The sequence below is a fragment of the Marinobacter halodurans genome (assembly GCF_004327985.1).
In the GTDB taxonomy this organism is placed as follows: domain Bacteria; phylum Pseudomonadota; class Gammaproteobacteria; order Pseudomonadales; family Oleiphilaceae; genus Marinobacter_A; species Marinobacter_A halodurans.
This window is the reverse complement of the sequence record NZ_SJDL01000044.1, coordinates 1-17,795: the sequence shown is the minus strand read 5'-3', so window position 1 is coordinate 17,795 and position 17,795 is coordinate 1. Positions and strand designations below refer to the sequence as shown.

General features: G+C 60.0%; 16 protein-coding genes. 5 read left to right on the top strand and 11 right to left on the bottom strand.

Annotated features, from left to right (window positions below; genetic code table 11):
• Window positions 1-10: 10 nt before the first annotated feature.
• From EZI54_RS20410 to EZI54_RS20400, 3 genes are all read right to left on the bottom strand, one after another.
• Entirely contained in the window at window positions 11-754 is a 744-nt protein-coding gene (locus tag EZI54_RS20410) for a sulfite exporter TauE/SafE family protein (protein ID WP_131483749.1), read from the bottom strand.
• Between the two features lie 83 nt (window positions 755-837).
• A complete protein-coding gene (locus tag EZI54_RS20405) occupies window positions 838-2,901 on the bottom strand; it encodes a putative bifunctional diguanylate cyclase/phosphodiesterase (protein WP_131483748.1) in 2,064 nt (687 codons plus the stop codon).
• Between the two features lie 216 nt (window positions 2,902-3,117).
• Window positions 3,118-3,939: a DUF3750 domain-containing protein gene (locus EZI54_RS20400; RefSeq protein WP_131483747.1), complete on the bottom strand. Its 822-nt coding sequence runs from the start codon at window positions 3,937-3,939 to the stop codon at window positions 3,118-3,120.
• Here EZI54_RS20400 and EZI54_RS24520 point away from each other — a divergent pair.
• Window positions 3,934-4,092 (top strand): hypothetical protein, encoded by a 159-nt coding sequence (locus tag EZI54_RS24520; protein ID WP_165495821.1) that lies wholly within the window; start codon window positions 3,934-3,936, stop codon window positions 4,090-4,092. The genes EZI54_RS20400 and EZI54_RS24520 overlap by 6 nt on opposite strands.
• On the opposite strand, the gene EZI54_RS20395 is transcribed toward EZI54_RS24520, so the two are convergent.
• From EZI54_RS20395 to EZI54_RS20380, 4 genes are read right to left on the bottom strand one after another with little or no spacing between them, the layout of a single operon-like run.
• Window positions 4,079-5,389, bottom strand: a complete 1,311-nt coding sequence (locus EZI54_RS20395; protein ID WP_131483746.1) for an arsenic transporter — start codon at window positions 5,387-5,389, stop codon at window positions 4,079-4,081. The genes EZI54_RS24520 and EZI54_RS20395 overlap by 14 nt on opposite strands.
• Before the next feature lie 12 nt (window positions 5,390-5,401).
• Entirely contained in the window at window positions 5,402-6,118 is a 717-nt protein-coding gene (gene arsH / locus EZI54_RS20390; protein ID WP_131483745.1) for an arsenical resistance protein ArsH, read from the bottom strand.
• On the bottom strand, window positions 6,115-6,528 hold the full coding sequence (arsC, locus tag EZI54_RS20385; protein WP_131483744.1) for an arsenate reductase (glutaredoxin): 414 nt from the start codon (window positions 6,526-6,528) through the stop codon (window positions 6,115-6,117). The genes arsH and arsC overlap by 4 nt, the downstream gene beginning before the upstream one ends.
• The gene (locus EZI54_RS20380; RefSeq protein ID WP_131483743.1) at window positions 6,525-6,884 is read right to left on the bottom strand and encodes an ArsR/SmtB family transcription factor; all 360 of its coding nucleotides are present in this window, start codon (window positions 6,882-6,884) and stop codon (window positions 6,525-6,527) included. The genes arsC and EZI54_RS20380 overlap by 4 nt, the downstream gene beginning before the upstream one ends.
• A 130-nt stretch (window positions 6,885-7,014) precedes the next feature.
• Here EZI54_RS20380 and EZI54_RS20375 point away from each other — a divergent pair, with 130 nt between their 5' ends.
• The 4 genes from EZI54_RS20375 to EZI54_RS20360 all read left to right on the top strand — a co-directional run bounded on the left by EZI54_RS20375 (window position 7,015) and on the right by EZI54_RS20360 (window position 9,365).
• Window positions 7,015-7,509: an arsinothricin resistance N-acetyltransferase ArsN1 family B gene (locus tag EZI54_RS20375; RefSeq protein WP_131483742.1), complete on the top strand. Its 495-nt coding sequence runs from the start codon at window positions 7,015-7,017 to the stop codon at window positions 7,507-7,509.
• A gap of 64 nt (window positions 7,510-7,573) precedes the next feature.
• Entirely contained in the window at window positions 7,574-8,008 is a 435-nt protein-coding gene (locus tag EZI54_RS20370) for a GNAT family N-acetyltransferase (RefSeq protein ID WP_242674538.1), read from the top strand.
• A gap of 31 nt (window positions 8,009-8,039) precedes the next feature.
• Window positions 8,040-8,621 carry a GNAT family N-acetyltransferase gene (locus EZI54_RS20365; protein WP_131483738.1) on the top strand — a complete coding sequence of 194 codons (582 nt, stop codon included), beginning with the start codon at window positions 8,040-8,042 and terminating at the stop codon, window positions 8,619-8,621.
• Between the two features lie 189 nt (window positions 8,622-8,810).
• Complete coding sequence (locus EZI54_RS20360) at window positions 8,811-9,365, top strand: hypothetical protein (RefSeq protein WP_131483736.1); 555 nt, start codon at window positions 8,811-8,813, stop codon at window positions 9,363-9,365.
• A 1,088-nt stretch (window positions 9,366-10,453) separates the two neighbouring features.
• Here EZI54_RS20360 and EZI54_RS20355 read toward each other — a convergent pair.
• The 4 genes from EZI54_RS20355 to EZI54_RS20340 all read right to left on the bottom strand — a co-directional run bounded on the left by EZI54_RS20355 (window position 10,454) and on the right by EZI54_RS20340 (window position 17,793).
• Window positions 10,454-11,476, bottom strand: a complete 1,023-nt coding sequence (locus EZI54_RS20355) for an MFS transporter (protein ID WP_131483735.1) — start codon at window positions 11,474-11,476, stop codon at window positions 10,454-10,456.
• Window positions 11,460-14,927: a hypothetical protein gene (locus EZI54_RS20350; protein ID WP_131483733.1), complete on the bottom strand. Its 3,468-nt coding sequence runs from the start codon at window positions 14,925-14,927 to the stop codon at window positions 11,460-11,462. Before EZI54_RS20350 ends, EZI54_RS20355 begins: the two co-directional genes overlap by 17 nt.
• A 78-nt stretch (window positions 14,928-15,005) precedes the next feature.
• Window positions 15,006-15,770, bottom strand: coding sequence for a DUF4123 domain-containing protein (locus tag EZI54_RS20345; RefSeq protein WP_165495820.1), 765 nt, complete (start codon window positions 15,768-15,770; stop codon window positions 15,006-15,008).
• The gene (locus EZI54_RS20340) at window positions 15,742-17,793 is read right to left on the bottom strand and encodes a type VI secretion system Vgr family protein (protein WP_131483729.1); all 2,052 of its coding nucleotides are present in this window, start codon (window positions 17,791-17,793) and stop codon (window positions 15,742-15,744) included. Before EZI54_RS20340 ends, EZI54_RS20345 begins: the two co-directional genes overlap by 29 nt.
• Window positions 17,794-17,795 lie beyond the last annotated feature (2 nt).

The window sequence follows — 17,795 nt, the reverse complement described above, 5'->3', positions numbered from 1 at the left end:
TTAGCCGGTGTCAGCCGATCAGCCCCTTGCCCACCAGCAGGCAGCCGGAGATCAGTAACAGGCCCCGGCAGATGCGAATGAAGGTGGCGCCGTCGAAGCGCTTCTGGATCACGTAGCCGAGCTGGATGCCGATCAGGGCGGCGGGCAGCAGGCACAGGGACACCCAGAGCAGACGTTCTTCCCAGAACCCATTGAGCTGGTAGGGGACGACCTTGGTCAGGTTCATCATGCCGAACAGGACCGCGGCCGTTCCCAGCCAGGGTAGCTTGTCCAGCTGGCGCCCCAGGAAGTAGACGCTGATCGGCGGGCCGCCGGCATGGATCAGCGTACTGGTCAGTCCCGACACCGCCCCCCAGAACCAGCCCGCCCGCTGGAACCGGCGCAGCCAGCCCGCCAGGTTCTGCCAACCGGCAAACAGGATCGACACGATGCCGGTGATCAGTTCCAGCCGGTCGGTCGAAAGCTCGCCCATCACCACGCCGCCAATCACGATCCCCACGACGACCGACGGCGCCAGCCGGATGAGGTCGGTCTTCGAGGCATGACGCCAGTACAGATGGATGGCGCGCACATCCATGAACAGCAGCACGGGGAGCATGATGACCGTAGCGGCGGGCAGCGGAATGGCCAGGGCCATCAGCGGCACGGCCAGGACGCCGGCGCCCCCGGCAAAGCCGGATTTGGAGATGCCGGTGAGAATGACGCCAACCACGGCAAGCAGCCAGAACAGCGGGGTATCGAAGGGAGGTGCCATGCAGGAGTCCGTTGGGCCGTGAGCGCAAGGCCGTTAGCCTGCGGCAGCGACAGGTGGTTGTCCAATCGCTAAGGAGCCCCTGATTAACTCCTGAATCGTCTCTGTGAGCGGGCCCCGTTCAGCCCCAGAACATCATCACTGGGTGCCGGGCGGGCAAAGAAGTAGCCCTGGCCCAGGTCGCACTTCATGGTGGTGAGAATCCGGGCCTGGTCACTGGTCTCGATCCCCTCGGCGGTGACCCGCAGGTCGTGGGCCTTGGCGATGGCGATCACCGCCCGCACCAGTGTGGCGCCCCGCTCGCTCTCCAGATCGTCGATGAAGACCTTGTCGATCTTGAGCTCGTCCACCATCAGGTGTTGCAGGTAGCTCAGTGAGGAGTAGCCGGTCCCGAAATCGTCGATGCTGACCTCAATGTCCATCTGCCGCAGCTCATCGAGGATGGCAGTGGTTGTGCGGCGCATCTCCATGACGATGCCTTCGGTGATTTCCAGTTGCAGCGACCGGGCCGGAATCTGGTGCGTGTGGAGCAGGTCACGGATGAATTCGGGCAGCGCCGTATCGGAGAAGTGCCGGGCCGTGATGTTCACGGCGATGACGGGTTCCTGCTTGCCCTGACGGAGCGATTCGGCAATCAGCTCCGCCACCCGGGTCAGGACATAGCGATCCAGTCTCTGCCCCAGTGCAGAGCGTTCGGCAATGGGGATGAACAGACCGGGGGAAATGGCCCCCTGCTGCGGATGCGTCCAGCGCACCAGTGCCTCGTAGCTGTGGGTGCGGCCCGTTGCCAGGTCGAACTTGGGTTGCAGGTGGACGTCGATGGCCCGGCTGTCGATGGCTTCCTTGAGTCCCTGCTCGATGTCCATCTGGCGTCGCAGGTCGTCATGGTAAGCGGGGTTGAAGTAGCTGAAGGCCATGCCGTGTTCCCGGGCATCCTTCGCCGCTGACGAGGCCATCAGCAGGAGAGCGTCCAGGGCCCGGGTGTCCTCTGGGTAGAGAGCGATACCGCAGGTGGCGTCCAGCCGTATCTGTTCTCCACGGATGGTGTAGGCGGCTTCCAGGGTCAGGACAAGCTGGTTGGCGAGAGACTGGGCCTCGTCCCGGTCGATCACGGGCACCATGACCACAAAATCATTACTGCTGATACGACCGCACAGGTTGGTCCGGTCCAGTCCCTGCCGGATACGGCGGGCAGCCTCGGCCATAATCAGGTCGCCTGACGAGAACCCGAACTTCTGGGTGATGCGTTCGAACTGGCTGCAATCAACGTGCAGCAGGGCGCAGCGTCGGCCCGGTTGTATCCAGGCGGCGAGTGCGTCCGTGTACGCCTGCTTGTTCAGGAAGCCGGTCACCGGGTCGTGGCTTTGCAGGTACAGCGCCTGCTCGACGGCGGCCTCCTGCTGGGAGATGTCGATACCGAAGCCCTGCAGTTCCGGGGCCTCGTTCGAGCCTGCATCCACCCGCTTGAACGACCAGTCCACCAGTGCGCCGTTGTCCTGCGCCTTCATGGTGACCTTGATGTTGACCTCATCCACGTTATCGTTGGCGCGGAACATCTGCCCCAGCAGGCGTGGCAGCTCACGTTCGGCGTCTTCAGCGATGGCGGGAAGCGGAACACCCAGCAGCGCCTCCTGCTGGACACCGACCACCTGCGTGAACGACGCGTTGGCAAAGGTGATCCGCAGCTTGCTGTCCAGGCGGCAGATCAGCTGTTTCTGGCTTTCGACGATGTCCCGGTAGCGCTCTTGGGCCTCACCCAATTGCCGCAGCACGTCGTTGTAGCTTGTCAGGTCGTGGCAGATGCCGATGAAATTGCGGCGTCCCTGGTGCTCCGCCTCGCCGACGGACAAATGCAGGGGAAAGACAGAACCGTCCTTGCGTTGCCCTTCCACTTCCCGGCCGATACCGATGATCCGGGCCGGGCGCCCATGCAGGTAGTTCTCGAGGTACTCATCATGGTGCTGTGCCACGTAGTCGGGCATCAGGCATTTGACGTTGCGGCCGATAACGTCACTGCGCGAGTAGCCGAACAGGCGCTCGGCGGCGCTGTTGAAGCCAGTGATCATGCCTCTTTCATCGATGGTGATGATGCCATCGACGGCCGCTTCAAGCAGCGTTGAATAGAGGTCTCCAAGTTGCGACAGTTTCATGGTGCTATGCGTTCCTGACAGGATCCCTGAACGGGATCGTGTGTTTCCCTGGCATCACGCACCGCGTTGCCCTGGCAACGGTGGCTGATCAAATCATTGATCTTAGTGGAATTTCCGTTAAGCGAGCGGTAGATCCTGATCGCTCTTAATACAGTTTAGAATAACGCAGGCCGGTTGGACGATAAAAATATGACATGACTGGTCGATGTACACATTTCAAGCTTGCGGGGATGGCTGAACGATTTCCTGCCCGTCGTCCAACGAGTCCGAATCCGGTTGCCAGGGATCCAGCAGTCCAATCTGGCCGATCCCCGGCAGCTTGATGCCCAGTGCCAGTGGGTCGAGGCCGAATGACAGGCCCAGCAGGTTGATCTCCAGGCCTTCACGCAGGCTGGCCAGAACACCGGCGTAGCCAAACGCCGAGACCTGAAAGCCGGAATCCGATGGGGTTTCCGCCACGAACGGCGCCTCCAGGTAATCCTTGCCGACGGCAATATTGGGCAGGGCCACGTCCAGGCCGGGCACGGCGCGGATCACCCAGGCGGTGAAGGTATTGCTGTTGGGGCCGGGCCAGGCGTCGTACTCGTAGCGGTAGGGGTAGCGGGCTACGGCGTCCTTGATGGCGGGAATCAGCCGGTCGGCTGCGGGGCCGCGAATATCCGCCAGCAGCGTCGGCTCGTTGCCGTACCAGGCGCGGTCGGGCAGGCCGGGGCCGGTTCGGACCTTGTCGCGCCGCCACCCCATCACCTCATGCACCTCGTAAGTGTCGGCGTTGGCGGCCTTGGTGGCGATCCAGGTGTGCACCGCGAAATAGCCGCGCCAGCTGAACGCCCGCGCGGCGTAGACCTGCACGATCGCTTCCGGCGCCTGCTGCGGGGTGGGGGCCAGGCCACTGCTGGATCGGTCCGCCGTATGCCAGTCCTGGGAGGCGTTCAGCCCGCTACAGGCGGCCATGAACAGCGGTCCGGAAAGCAACGTGGCCAGCATCAGGATCAGTCGGAGGCTCCAGCGGGACGTTATCTTGACGGTTGGATGCATGCGGTTATCCCATGGCGTAGCCAGATCCGGAACCAGGTCAGATTTGTTCTAATCTACGCGCTTCCGGCGTCGTTCGACCAGTCCGGTGTGACCCGGGCCAGCGACCGGTTAATCGACGGTCTCGGCTATCGCCTGATGCTCAGTGCCCGCTGACCGCCGGCAGCCAGAACGCCAGGGCCAGCAGCGTCACCAGCAGCACCGGCGGCGTAATGATCAGTCCCACCTTCATGTATTGCCCCCAGCTGATGCGATGCCCGGTGCGAGCCAGAACGTGCAGCCACAGCAGGGTGGCGAGACTGCCGATCGGCGTGAACTTCGGGCCCAGGTCGTTGCCGATCACGTTGGCATAGACCATCAGTTCCCGGATCAGCGGCGTCACGCGGGCCTGCTCGATGGCCAGGGCGCCCACCAGTGTCGACGGCATGTTGTTCATGATCGACGCCAGCGCCGCGGTCAGGAAGCCGGTACCCACGGTGGCGATCACGGGACCCTGTTCTCCCAGCCAGGTGATGGCGTGCGCGGCTTTGGCCGTCAACCCCGCATTGCCCAGCCCGTAGACGACCAGGTACATCCCCACGGAGAACAGCACGATCTGCCAGGGCGCGTGGCGCAGTACCCGCTTCAGCGAGATGATCCGACCGCGTTTGGCTGTATACCAGCGCCCGGCGATGGCCATCAGGGCCAGTGCTGCCAGACCCGTGACCAGTGCAATAGGCACGCCCAGCGGAGCGGTCACGAAGTAGGCGAGCATCAGCAGGACGAGCAAAGGAAATGCCGCGTGGAACACCTGCCGGTCGCGGATGGCCGAAGCCGGTTTCGCGAGGCTGTAGGTGTCGTAACGTGCGGGGATGCGGCGGCCGAAATAGAGCCAGAGAACGGCCAGCGTGGCGGCCAGCGACGCCAGGTTCACCGGCACCATCACCAGCGCGTAACGCTCGAACGACACGCCGAAGTAGTTGGCGGTGACGATATTGACCAGGTTGGAGATAATCAGCGGCAGGCTGGTGGTGTCGGCCACGAAACCGGTGGCGATGATAAAGGCCAGGGCCGCGGTCGCGCTGAATTCCAGCCGCAGCAGGATGCCCATCACGATCGGCGTCAGCAGCAGGGCCGCGCCATCGTTGGCAAAGAAGGCGGCAATGAACGCGCCCAGCAGGATGATCAGCGGGAACAGCACATGTCCGCGACCACCGCCCCAGCGGGCCACATGCAGCGCCGCCCAGGAAAAGAAGCCGGCTTCGTCGAGGATCAGCGAGATGATAATCAGCGCCACAAAAGTGAAGGTGGCGTCCCACACGATGTCCCAGACCACGGCCACATCGGGCCAGTGGACCACGCCGGTCGCCAGGGCCACGGTCGCACCGCCCAGGGCGCTCCAGCCGATACCGAGGCCGCGCGGCTGCCAGATGACGAGCGCGAGCGTCACGATAAAGATCAGTAGGGCCAGCATCGGATCCGGATCCTAGAGTGAACGTTGGTTGACGCGTTGGGACACTTGCTCGGCGCTTTCCACCCGTTCCGAGTATCGGTCGGTCAGGTAGGCGCCGTGGCCCCGGGTCAGCCAGGTGAACTTCACCAGCTCCTCGCACACGTCGATCACCCGCCTGTAGTAGGGGGACGGTTTCATGCGTCCGGCGTCGTCGAATTCGGCAAACGCCTTGGGCACCGACGACTGGTTGGGGATGGTCAACATCCGCATCCACCGACCCAGCACCCGCAACTGGTTGACCGCGTTGAAACTCTGGCTGCCGCCACAGACCTGCATCACCGCGAGGGTTTTGCCCTGGGTGGGACGGACACCACCGAGGGCCAGCGGAATCCAGTCGATCTGGGCTTTCATCACCGCCGTCATGGCGCCGTGGCGCTCCGGGCTCACCCAGACCATGCCTTCGGACCAGCTGGCCAGCTCCCTCAGCTCGGCCACCTTGGGGTGATCGGCGTCGGCGCCATCCGGCAGCGGCAGGCCCTGCGGGTTGAAGGTGCGGACCTCACAGCCGAACCAGCGCAGCAGACGCCCCGCTTCCTCCGCCAGCAGGCGCGAGTAGGAGCGCTCGCGCAGGGAGCCGTAAAGGATCAGGATGCGCGGCGCATGCCGTGGTGCATCCGGGCCGGCCAGGCGGGTGTGGTCGATGGGGAGCAGGTGCTCCGGGTCGATGTTGGGCAGATCCGCCAGGCTCATGAGGTGCTCCCGTCGAAGCGAACCACCTCGCCGTCTTCCTTGGTAAAGGCCGTTACCGGGTTGGCGAGCGGAGGCAGGACCGCTTCGGAGGGGCGACACAGCCTCGTCCCCTTGTCGGTCACCACGATCGGGCGGTTGATCAGGATCGGGTGGGCCATCATGGCATCGATCAACTGCTCGTCGTTCAGCGCCGGATCATCCAGGCCGAGCTCGTCGTACGGCGTGACTTTGCGCCGCAGCCGTTCCCGGGGCGGCATCGCCATGGCCTGCAGCAGCTCGAGCAGCTTTTCCCGGGTCGGTGGGTTTTTCAGGTACTCGATGACCTGCGGTTCCTCGCCGGAGGCGCGGATCATGGCCAGGGTATTGCGGAAAGTGCCGCAATCCGGGTTGTGGTAGATGGTGACGGTCATGTTGATTCTCCAGTGGCAGGCGGTACGCAGCACGGTTGCAGGCTATCGAGCAGGGGCTGGCAGACGTCGGGGCGTCCGCCGCAGCAGTCCTGGACCAGGAACTGCACCGTCTCGCGGATGGCTTCCAGGTCGGCCCGGTAGATGATCGACCGGCTCCGGCGTTCCGAGCGCACCAGTCCGGCTCGTGCCAGCACGGCCAGATGGGACGACATGGTGTTGTGAGGCACCACCAGTAGCCGGGCGATCTCGCCGGCCGGCAAGCCCTCCGGTTCATGGGCAACCAGTAGGCGGAAGGCCTCCTGCCGGGTGCTTTGGGCCAGGGCGGCGAAAATGTCGATGGCGTCGTTTGTGTCCATATGTCGAAGTTTATAGACATGTTGTTTCAGGCACAATCGACCTCCGATGATTTGCGCGGTGGATACTGATAAATTGGCCGTTCAACGCTTTTTTGCCCATCGCGGGATTGTCCAGGGACTGGAGAGACGCATGATCAGGAACGCCACAATAGAGGATGCGGCCCGCATCGCCGAAATCTACAACCACTATATCGAGCAAACGGTCATCACGTTCGAGGAAGAGCCGGTAGCGGCTGACACCATGGCTGGCCGTATCCGGGGCTGCCAGGAGCACGGCCTGCCCTGGCTCGTCCTGGAAGCGGCGGGGCAGGTTACCGGCTTTGCCTACGCCGTCGAATGGCGGGCACGGCCGGCGTATCGCTATTCCGTGGAAGTGACCGTCTATCTGGATCGGGCCCAGATCCGCCGGGGCCAGGGTACGCGGCTCTACGAGGCCCTGTTTGCCGACCTGCGCGAGCGCGGCATCCACACCGTCATTGGCCTGATCGCGCTGCCCAACGACGCCAGCGTCGCCCTGCACGAGAGGATGGGGATGGACAAGGTCGCTCACCTGAGCGAAGTCGGCTTCAAGTTTGGCCGCTGGCTGGACGTGGGCTACTGGCAGGGCACACTGCAAACCCCGTAACGGATCAACGACGAGGCACCAGGAAACGCATGTCCGCACCGCCACGCCGGCCGATGTCCCGCAGATTCTCCGCTTTGTCCGAGAGTTGGCGATTTACGAGAAAGCTGAGCATGAGGTGGTTACCACCGAAGCAACCGTCGAGTCGTCCATCTTTGGTTTGGACTCCGCCGTCCACGTCCTGATCTGCGAGCGCGGCGGCGAGGCCATTGGCTTTGCGGTGTACTTCTACAACTACTCCACCTGGCTGGCGAAGAACGGCCTGTTCCTGGAAGACCTGGACGTCACGCCAGCCGCCCGTGGCAGCGGCGCTGGCAAGGCCCTGCTCAAGCATCTGGCGCAGGTAGCGGTGGCGAAAGGCTGCGGCCGCTTCGAATGGAACGTGCTGGACTGGAACGAACCGGCCATCCGGTTTTACGAATCCCTGGGCGCCAAACCGCAAAGCGAATGGATCGGCTACCGGCTGACCGGGCAAGCGTTGCTGGATCTGGCCGAAAGCTGAACCAGGGATGCCTGGATGAAAGGAGTGAACCATGTGGCTGCCCAATGACCCCCTGCACGGCGAACACGTCGCTCTGGAACCGCTGGCCGAAGCCCACACGGCGGATCTGCAAACCGCCGTGCGTGACGGCGAGGCCTGGAAGCTCTGGTACGCCAGCGTGCCGTCACCGGAGACCATGGCCGATTACGTCAGGGCGGCCATCGAGGGCGCCGAGGCCGGCAACATCGCCTACGCCGTCCGCGCCAAAGCGACCGGCCGGATCGTGGGCACGACCCGCTACTACGGCGTCGATGCTCCCAACCGACGTGCGCCGATCGGCTACACCTGGTACGCCAAAGCCGTTCGCCGGACGCCGGTGAACACCGAGTGCAAGCTGCTGTTGCTGGGTAACTTATTCCATGATCATGATGCCGTGGCGGTGGAATTCCGCACCCACTTCTTCAACCAGGCATCCCGCGCGGCCATCGAACGGCTCGGCGCCAAGCTCGACGGCATCCTGCGCAGTCATCAGATCCTGCGTGACGGTTCGCTGCGGGACACCGCCGTGTATTCGATCATTGCGACCGAGTGGCCGGCGGTGAGAATGAATCTGTTGGGCAAGCTCTTGAGTTAATCAGAGACTCCCTAATCCTTACGGCTGTTCTTACTATAGAAAAATCAGGCGAATGGTCAAAACTTGTTAATCTGCATGGATTTTATCCGTAGATTTTGGAATATTTGAATTGAGATGTAAGTCGTTGGAACGGTGATCGCAGCGATTTATATACGGATGTTACATTTCTTGTTGAAGAGGGAGCTTGAGTTGAAGTTTACAGATAAGCTAAGAAAATCAAGTAAGCGCTCTAGAGTGGCTTATTTGATAGCTCTTTTGGCTGTTGTTTATTTCTTGATGACGGTAATTAAAGGGATGTATTTCTTGACAGATGGCAGCAACTTTCCTCTTGCGCTTCATATAAATGAAGGCATCAAGTGGATTTTTGAAAAGACTTGGGTGTTTCCTTTGAGAAATCTTTGGGAAATTCTGCCAGCAGCGCCATTTGAAACTAAAAGTATCATAGATTTCTATAAAGTTATTACGCCTCCAGTTGTTGTTGTCGGCATCTGCGCGTTGTTTATAGCTGACCATCGCATGTTGCGTGAAAAATTTCATGAGCTGAAATCTGATATCGAAAAAGAAATCGCTTTGCGTGAAATGCGTAAGGATGCAGGACTTGAGACCTTGAGTGAGTCAGCCACCATTGACATTGCAATAAGCAACGCAACAAATGATGATCCTGCTTGGCATAATACAGGCTGGGGCAAGATAGTAATTGGGGTTGCGATTGCGCTGGTTGTTACGGCAATCGGACTGAAATAGGTAGGTGTAACAAGGAACTTTTTTGATAGTTACTCGCTGCGCTCCTGTGGTATACCGGCGAGCGCAGCGGGTAGGCTGTAGAAAAAGGGAGAAAGCATCTTTACAGTCAAGATTGATCGATAAACAATCATGAAAATGGAGTTGATCCTTATCATTGATGAATGATGCCATATTTTACGTAGGTGCGCCGATGGCAAAAGGCTGAGGTGTTTCTAAATCTCGTTATAGACAATGCTGCTTGGAATGTTTAACGAAAAATAAGATTTTGAAGGTTTTTGTTTATGCCAAAGATCACACTAAAGGACGGCGTTATATCTGCAGAAGTTTATGTTCAGGTAACGCGTGACTATACTTGCGCAAAGGGGACAAATAGCACAATTACCATGCAGCTTCCTGAAGGGGTAAATTACAACGGGGCGATAAATGTAAATGCGAATTGCCCGTGCTGTGGGGAGCCCGTAGTTATTCCAAGTGGCCATCACTACATTGAGGACTACAAACTTTTAACAAAAGATGTGTCGTAAACTAAAATATTATACATTGGGCATGCAACAAGACGTTGTTATTGTCGCTATTGCGGCTGGGGCGACACACGTTACGCTCCGGCAACTTCGATCACGCCAGGATACCCCCCCCCGGGGCGGTTCATTGACGAGGATACCCCTTCCTTCAATACGGGCATCCATAATGCAGGTGCGGTTCCAGTTCGTACTTGATAGTCGCGCTCTATACGTTGGCTCGTAATGCTCCCGCCAAGATTCGGGCGTGATTTTACGCCACTTGAAAGGGTCGCGACCGGTACGGGCATCCGCTTCGGCCCACCGGATCGCGATGGCGGAAGGGGTCGAAGATGGGTCCGTCCGGGGGCCCGCGTCCATGAGTTGCTGAATCATGCCTCAATAGGCGGGGATTCAGCGCATCGGTTAACAGCCCTTTCATCCAGAGCCGCTGGTCGCTATAGCGATACTGGAGGACCAGGTTGTAATAGCGGCCGCCATGGCCGGACTCAGTAGGCATCGAGCTCGATAAAGGGCGCGTAAACACCTCTTTCCCAGTTTTTTCATAGCATCCGCCAACGGCGCGGGTAATCAGGCCATCGCGGCCTCGCGCAAATTCGGCACGCTGTTTTCCATCTTGTCTTCCAGACTCTCCCAGGGGAATTCCCGGATCTTTTTCATGTGCTCGGGATAACCCTCCCGTTTCCACCACTCCAGGTCCAGTGTGACCCAATAATTCGCGGGTCGGCCCCGTTTGCCGGCCGCATCGTAGGCAGCGGTTGTGGGGTCGAGGGACCGGTAGGCTTCCAAGGCCGGGATGTCCGGCAGGGGCTGACTCACGTCCATGTAGCGTTGCAACTGGTCCCAGTCGGCATAAAGCTCGTACCGCCGGCTATCCGGCACGGTGGCCACCTCGGTCTGTTGGCCGGAATACCGGTGGCGCAGGATCAGTTTGTTCTCCACTGGCCCATTGGGCTGGACGTGGTACGTGATGTAGGGATCGAACTCGATAAAGGGGGCTTCAAACGTCTCCTTGCCCCAATAGGTGCGAAATTTGATCTTGCCCGTTGTGCGGAAAAAGCCACAACCCAAGTCCCGGACCATGACTTCCGGGTGGCGTTCCAAGTACCAAGCGAAGGGGTATCGAAAGAAGACATGGAGCCCCCCAATGCAAAGCATTGGCCATATCCCCTCGCTAATTGAGGCCATAAATCCATGTGCAAAGAGAACAACTAAATATGTGAGAAATCCGCAAATAAAGAAAAACCAAAAAATAAATGGATCAATCAAACCTGATGCAAACAACAATATGACTTGCCAACGAGTTTTAATAAGATTTGTTGGTTTAACTTCATGATTCCACGGTGGCCCCGCCAATCTCACTTCACCGGCGGCGCGCTCCTGGAAGCTTTCGACCACCTCTGGGTTCACATCAATGTCCAGGCCCGCATAGCTGCCTGTGGGCAGCCGCTCAAGCGTGTTCAAGCCTTCCAGGGCCCGGGCAAAAGCGCCTGGATCGTTCAGTGGAGCCTGCCGGGGGATGGCATCAGACCGAAAGGTAGTGTCCCGATAGGGGCTCGTCCCTTGTTCCACGCTGTCAGTGCATTCGCTCAATGTCCAGGTCCTCCATAACGAGTGAGATTTCCTGGGACTCGTACTGGCCCGAGGATCGTTGCCAGACATCCACCTCGAACGTCAGCTTTAGGCGTTTCACCGCATAGTCCGTTTCGACATGTTCGTAGGGCGCCTGGGCGGTAAGGCCTCGGAGCTGGGCCTTGACAATCATAAAATCGATGGCTTGACGGCTTTCGCTGTACCTGATTTCAACGGATTGATGGATAATTCCCGACACTTCCGCATCAGCTTTCGACCGCGTGGCCAGTTGCCTCGTGTCACGCTCGAGCGTAGTGGTGTCCCAGCCGCCAACGCCGTTAATACCGTCAATGCGGTAGCGGCGTTGGCTATAGGTCAGCTCCAGTTCAATCTCGACCGGTTTTCCGGTCAACGTGAAAACCGGGCTGGCAAAGCTCAACACCGCAGCCGCATCTTCCGACCAGAATGACAGTTTGTTGTCGTCCAACCACGCCTGCAACCGGCTTTCAGGAATCCGCATAAACGAGGCTGGCGTCATCGCCTTGACGAGTCCAAGATAGGCATTGGCCTCGGATTCGTAAGCATCCGTTTGTTGGTCCTGTTCACCGGAAAAGGGGCCCGCCCGCAGCCATTGACTGACGCCGTCATCCATAACGCTGTAGCGAATCCGCTCGCACCACATGAAGATGCCAAAGCCGATGGCGGTTATCCAGCCGGAAGCGACGGTTCCGGTCCATCCCGCCGCTAAGGCCATTTGGCGCGGCAAAAGGCGCATTATGGCTTGGGCACTGGTGCTTTCGATCACCCGCTTGGCAGCCGGCGTTGCGATCCGGGCCGCGATAATATCGGAATTTACCATGCCCAGAACTGCACTCGTTTGGGCCAGTTTTACAAAGCCTTCACGCCGATGGCCGTTGAAGAAGGTTTTTGCCGTGTCGATAAGCATCAAGGCCGTTAGAGCATTTCCCGCAATGTAACCTGCTGCGCCTAACCGGCTTCTGGCCACAGTCTCGGCCCGAGAACTGCCCGCATTGACCTTGCTGGCAAACGACTTGAACCATCCCGCCTCTTTTTGCCATTTTGGTATGTAACGCTCCTGCCACCCATAGTGAATCGGTAAATGAGAAATCAGGTTAGCGCTACTAATTCCCAAGTCTGCAATGGCACTAAATACCCATGCGGCATTCAGTATGCCACCTTTATCAATAACTACCTGAAGTTTCGAACATAGATTCCAAACATCAAAAACCACCAAAATTCCAGGGAAACCCGTAGGACTCGTCGCAGACTGATGCAGCCAGCGTCCAATGCGCTTATTTTGGACCTTTCCGTTGAAGCTGTTCGCATCCACAACGTTATAGGCTGCGGCTGCCGTCGCCCCCGACGTCAGTACCTTGCCCTGTTCGTCCAGGGCTTCTATAAAAATGGCCCAGCGCCCATCGTCGGCGCCTTCGAACTGCAACCGGGTCCGGCCGGCAATGGCTGCGTCCGCAAACCCTTTGAAAGCGCCCTTGATCCGTTCGACCTTGACCTTGAACACGTCTCCCGATTTTTTCAGCTCAGCAACCACCGAAGACAGCCACCAATTAGCGATACTCCCCGCTATCGGCGAAGCCGTGCGAAAAGAGCTCCTAACCGCCGCCGTTGCGGCCGTGACATCAGGGGCCACCTCTTCTTCCTGGTGGTCGGCTATTTCACGTAATACGTTGGCTTCCAACGAGTGCAGCTCATGCCCCCGGTCTTCCAGGGCGCTGACCATGGCCTTAAGTTTAGGAACCGATGCCTGGGCGATACGCACTTCTTCGCCAGCTTCCACATGCGGCAATAACATCTTCCCCAGCGGATGCTCCCCGGTGACAATAGCCAAGCCCAGGGATTGCGGATTCTCACCGCTATCACTGGGCGTTTCCTGGGGTAAGCGCAGCGGATCAATATCTTTGAGCGTGAGTGACAGGGCCTGGAGTAATGGATCACACTGGAAGTATCCGGCAACAGCATCGCCGGATTCCTGTGAGAAAAAGTCCCGGAAAACAGACGTCAGATTTTCTGCCCGCTCATCACGAACCAGGCGCGTAATAGCACCTTGGGACTGGGCCAGAAACTCTCTGATGGCGCTTCGCTCAATGTCGTATACGGTTCGCTTCAACCGCCCGGCATCGGTGTAATCAATGCGCGTGTCCATCCAGCCGTTGAACCAGCCTTCCTCAATATAGAGTGGGTTCGCTGTACCATCAGGCAGTGTCTCGCGACGAAAGTTATTGTGAAAAAGCTCCGCTGTTGTACCAAAAGGGCGCTTTTTGACGTTATTGACCAGTGACAGCAATAGCGCCGCAGCCCCGTTCAATTGCTGTGACAGGTGCCGGGCTGCCTGTAAGGGATCTCGGAGATGGAGCGCGAGAAGGTGGCGCTCCCGGAGGGATTCAAACACATCCTGGCCGGTTTCTATTTGGGGTAAGTCGGATTCCTCCAGGTGCAACAGGCGCCAGCGCGGATACAACGACGGTCCAGCGATGTAGTAGTCCGCCTCAACGACATCCTGGTCCTTCTCGATGGCGTTGCGCTGTTCGATCAAGGCCTGCTGCGCCGTCTTGGTTCTGGATCCATCCACATCCGATAACCATTGGCCAGTCAGAACCACGTCGTGCTCGAGGGTATTGTCGCGTGCCCGCATGGGTGGAAGGTCGTCGATGATTTTCCAGTCGTTGTAGAGCGAACTGGGCTGGCGTTCGAGGAAGGCTTTCACCGCCGTGGCACCGCGGCACCGTTCCTTGAGATAGGTTTCGCTTCCTTCCAGTTCCGCGATGTAGGCTGGTGACCACTGGACTTCGCTGAACGCCAGGTAGACCTTGTCATAAACCGCCTTGCCCAACAGCTTGGCGGGGACATGGATGACATCCAGCTCAGGGCCAGTGGGTAGCCGTTCGCTTTGCAAGGTGCCGTCTTCGGCGCGGGCCGACGACAGGTTCGTATCCTTGAAGGTCGGGGCGGCCTTTTCAGCCGTTTGGACCAGCACCTCCCTCCACAGGCGGCCGTTGAAGAACACGTAAATCCAACCGGTACGAATGGGGCCGGGGATGCTTTCTTCATAGCCTGTCACCGGCCTGGGCTGGGTCAGCTCGCCGGAATCACAGAACAGGGTGGGATGGACGGAAACCATCAGGTTGTCCTGATCATTCCGTTGGGGTGCCTTCAGGCCATGGGGACCTATTGGCTCCTGCGGAATCAGCGTGAGATCGATGGTTTCCTTGCCCTCAAGCTGCAAGACGAGTGATCGCGGTTTTGATTCACAGATTTCCGCAGCCAGGATCGGGCCCCTTCTGCCTTTATATTCGGAAGACGGCGCAAGCTGAATCGCTTCGCCGCCCTCCCCATCCACCAAGGCATACTGATGGCTGTCCAGAGACTTCTCGCCCGTCAGTTCCAGCCAGAAGGTCGTTGAGGGTTTACATGAGGCCGCTTGCACCGCAGGCATACTACGCTTTCCTTTTCATCCATGGGCCTGCCGTAATTCAGACAGGCTGACGTTTACATCCATTGCACCGCAGGAAAATCAGGCACTGGCACGCTCGTAATGCTGCCATAGGGTTTCCAGGGTCGTCTCTTCTTCAGGCATATCTATTCCAGACCGATATTGGGCCGCGACAAAAGCCGCCAGGTCCTCGGCACTCGCGCTGCGTCCCGCTGGCATCGTCTTTGCGCACGCGGCCCATCCGGAAACCCAGCCGAGCAGGCGTTCGAACTCCCGATCATGGAATCCGGACGTGGACGGGACTGGGTCCAGGCTCCGGTGCCCTGTCCATTCCACGGATTCCGGTAAATCAACAGACCATAGCCAGGTGGTGTCCGGCCCGACCATCGCCGACAAGCGCTCTGGCTGACAGGCGTTCATGATCTGGAGGAACCGCGCGTCGTAGGCTCGTAAAACCGTGGGGCCGAAGGTTTTAAGGTTGGCCGTCAGCGCCTTTCTCAAGCCCTTAAGCACCGTGTCTCTCGGCTGGTCAGCAACCAGTAGGAGCAGGCCACTACGCGCCCACTCGGCAATCGCATGCTGGACCAGACGGCTATTGGTCCTGGTGTCTACGACAAGGGGACCGGCCTCGGCGTGGGTTGCCAGTTCGCTGTTCTCAAACAGCCAGCACCAGTCCGGCGTGTCGTCCAGGGCATAAAGGCGTTGCAGGATGACATTCTTTTCAAACTGCGCGGCGTCAACGAGCAGGAGGCAACGCTGCCCGCGTCCAATACCGTAACGACGTGCCGCTGAATCGAATCCGATGCTTTCTGGTGTTTCAGGCAACACAGGCGCAATTCTCGGCATTGCAGGTTCCGTCCTTTTTCTTCTGGCATGTTTGCACCGCCGGGACTCGCCCCGCGGCGGCCGTAAACAAGTCATTCGCGTCGACGGCTTCCGCGTTGATTCGTTGTCCGACTTCCGCCAGTGCCGCCGGTTCAGTGGACTTCGCGGCACTTTCCAGGGTGTCCGGCCTATCCGGCGCCTTCGCCCCCTGCCCCGACCCACTCCCCGGTGAACCACCGGCATTGAGGTTAATCGCCGGCCCACTAAGGGCGACGCCGCTGGGGTCGATCTTGACGAAGCTGCCGCCGCCTTTGAGGGTGATTTCGGCGCCGGCTTCGATGACGGCCTTCTGGCCCGCCTTGATGTGCAATTCCTGGCCGGATTCGCTGAGCCAGGCGGTGCCGGCTTTGAGGTGGAGGGTGCCGGTGACGTCGAAGCTGTGGTCCTGGCCCACCTTCTCCCGCTTTTCCCCATCCACGGTGCTGTGGTCGTTGGCCTTGATGTGGGCATAGCGGTCGTTGTCGACGGTGAGGTGGCTGTTGTGGTGGACCACCTCGGTGCGGTCGTTTTCGGTCAGCAGGTCCAGGTCCTTCTGGGCGTGGACGTAGATCTGTTCCTTGTCGGCCTCGTCCTCGAAGCGCAGTTCGTTGCTGCCCTCGCCCTTGTGGGTCTGGGTCTTTAATGTCGTGCGGGTCTTGTGCTCCGGCAGCGCGTAGGGCGGTGTGTTGGACGCATGGTAGGTGCGGCCGGTGATGATTGGCTGGTCCGGATCGCCGTCCAGGAAGGAGACGATCACTTCATGGCCAATCCTGGGCAGGGCCATGAAACCATAGCTTCCTCCGGCCCAGCCCTGGCTGACCCTGAGCCAGGCGCTGCTGTGTTCGTCGTTCTTCGAGTAGCGGTCCCACGGGAACCGGACCTTGACCCGGCCGTGTTCGTCGCAGTGGATCTCCTCCCCCGGCGGGCCGGTGACGAGGGCGATTTGGGGCCCGTCCATGATCGGACGCTCGGGTGGTTCCGGCCGCCAGGTGGTATCCCCGGGCACGCTCTTAAAGGTGTTGCTGTAGGTGGTCGGCTCGGAACCGCCTTCCTCTTCCAGCGCCTGGGGCTGCTGGCCGGTGTGGGTGACCTGGGTGATCAGCCAGTCCCGGTTGAGGGTGTCGGTGCTGTGGCCGGACAGGGTGACCTTGGCGCCGGCGCTGAAGTCCGGGCGGTTGCTCTGTCCGCTGCCCACGCTGGCGTCCCGGCGCAGGCTGTCCAGCCTCGCTTCGGTGTAGGGCTGGCCGGAGGCATCGCCCTTGAACCGGCCCGGGTAGTCGTAGTGCTCGTAGTCGCTGCGCTGGCTGTCCAGGTCCGCCGCATGGGCCTGGTGCATCAGGGCGTAGGCGGGGTTCCTGAAGGTGTAGTCCTTCAGGGCCACGCCGGCCACGGAGACGGTCTCGGTGTAGCTGAACTGGAAGACGCAGGGGGTCTTGTGGGAACCCCCTGAGGTGGCGTTGTAGCCTACCTCGGGGAGTTGCGGGGCATCCCGGTGGTGGTCGGCGATCACAATGGGCTGACCGGCGGTGGTCGGGTCAAAGCGGTAGTGCCAGCCTTCCTCGGCGGCAATCCGGGACAGGAACGCCAGATCCGTTTCCCGGTGCTGGACGCAGTATTCCCGTTCTTGCGGAGTCCGCTTCAGATCAAAGGTCTTGTCCACCAGCCCCCGTTCGTCCAGCAGGGTGCCGAGAATCACATCCGGGGTCTGCTGCTGGAAGAGGCGGCTGTTGTGCATCAGGTCCAGGCGCCACAGGGCGGGTCGCACCTCGACTTCGTAGCGGGTGCGGCGGTGGCCGCTGTCGCCCCGGCTGAAAGACGTCACCACGCCCTGGACGTTGCGCAGGGCCTGGCCGTCCTGCCAGACCACCAGTTCCACGCCTTGGTCCAGCACATCGCTGGCGGCGAGGTCGGCGAAGGTGCTGGCCAGCTTGAGGGTCAGTTTAAACGGTCGGGATAAGGCCTCCTTCAGCTCGAAGGCGGCCACGACAAAGGTATCGTCGGGCAACG